1 protein-coding gene is annotated in these 377 nt (G+C 64.2%); it reads right to left on the bottom strand.

Annotated features, from left to right (window positions below):
- Positions 1-377, bottom strand: a 377-nt coding sequence (locus QWI17_RS08945; protein WP_302722170.1) for a uracil-DNA glycosylase, incomplete at both ends; no start/stop codon positions are given.

The raw sequence follows: 377 nt of genomic DNA, 5'->3' as shown, positions 1-377 counted from the left end.
ACTTCAGCACCAGGTGCTTGGTGCCATCGATCAGCTTCTGCTTGCTCTGCGCATGGGCGCCCCACAGCAGGAACACCACGTGCGGGCACTGCTCGCTGACGACCTGGATGATCCGGTCGGTAAAGTGCTCCCAGCCTTTCTTGGCATGCGAGGCCGCATTCGCGCGCTCGACCGTCATGGTGGTGTTGAGCAGCAGCACGCCTTGCTCGGCCCAGCTTTGCAGGTAGCCGTGGCTGGCGATCGGGATGTTCAGGTCCCGCTGCAACTCTTTGTAGATATTGACCAGCGACGGCGGCGTGGCCACCCCGGGCTGCACCGAGAAGCACAAGCCGTGCGCCTGGCCAGGCCCGTGGTAAGGGTCCTGGCCGAGGATCACC

The organism is Gilvimarinus gilvus (assembly GCF_030518155.1).
Classification (GTDB): Bacteria; Pseudomonadota; Gammaproteobacteria; order Pseudomonadales; family Cellvibrionaceae; genus Gilvimarinus; species Gilvimarinus gilvus.
This window is presented reverse-complemented; position numbering and strand designations above follow the sequence as displayed.